The sequence below is a fragment of the Liquorilactobacillus sicerae genome, assembly GCF_029916425.1.
Taxonomy (GTDB): Bacteria; Bacillota; Bacilli; order Lactobacillales; family Lactobacillaceae; genus Liquorilactobacillus; species Liquorilactobacillus sicerae.
In genome coordinates, this window is record NZ_JAHAVQ010000142.1 from 1 (window position 1) to 524 (window position 524).

Annotated in this window: 1 protein-coding gene and 1 pseudogene; both read right to left on the reverse strand. The window is 38.5% G+C overall.

The genetic code is table 11. The features are described 5' to 3' along the window. Positions 1-64, reverse strand: a pseudogene (locus tag KH893_RS13110) (MarR family winged helix-turn-helix transcriptional regulator); the annotation flags it as partial. Between the two features lie 57 nt (positions 65-121). Further along, the coding region (gene fabZ, locus KH893_RS11690) for a 3-hydroxyacyl-ACP dehydratase FabZ (RefSeq protein WP_281166264.1) at positions 122-524 on the reverse strand (403 nt) is incomplete at its 5' end.

Genomic DNA, 524 nt, shown 5'->3' on the forward strand with positions numbered 1-524 from the left:
GCATAATGCCGTTATAAACTTCGATCAGCAAGGCACTGATCTGTCTAATTTTTCGATCAGTCATATAACTACCTTTTTATTCTGATATTTAAATATCGAAATACTCCAAATCGACATTTTTTTAATCAACAGCCGGTTCCTCCGGCGAAACGACAAATAATAGTTGAGCATGGCAAATTTCTTCTTCGCCAACTAGAGCAGTGCAATCAACAACTCCCATGTTTTCGCGAACTTTGGTCAATAAAATTGTTAATTCAAGCTTTTCTCCCGGCTCAACCGATCTTTTAAAACGAGCCGAGTGAATCCCGCCAAGATAAGCAGTTTTATGTGCAAACTTAGGTGATTTGAGGATCAAAATCGAAGCGGCTTGAGCCAACATTTCAATAATCAATATATTTGGGACTACTCTTTCATCTTTTCGTCCTTGGATGAATCGTTCATTGATTGTCACATTTTTGAAAGCAGTAATTGATTGGTCGGGAACGAAATCCGTTACTCCATCAATCCACGCAATCGGATATCTG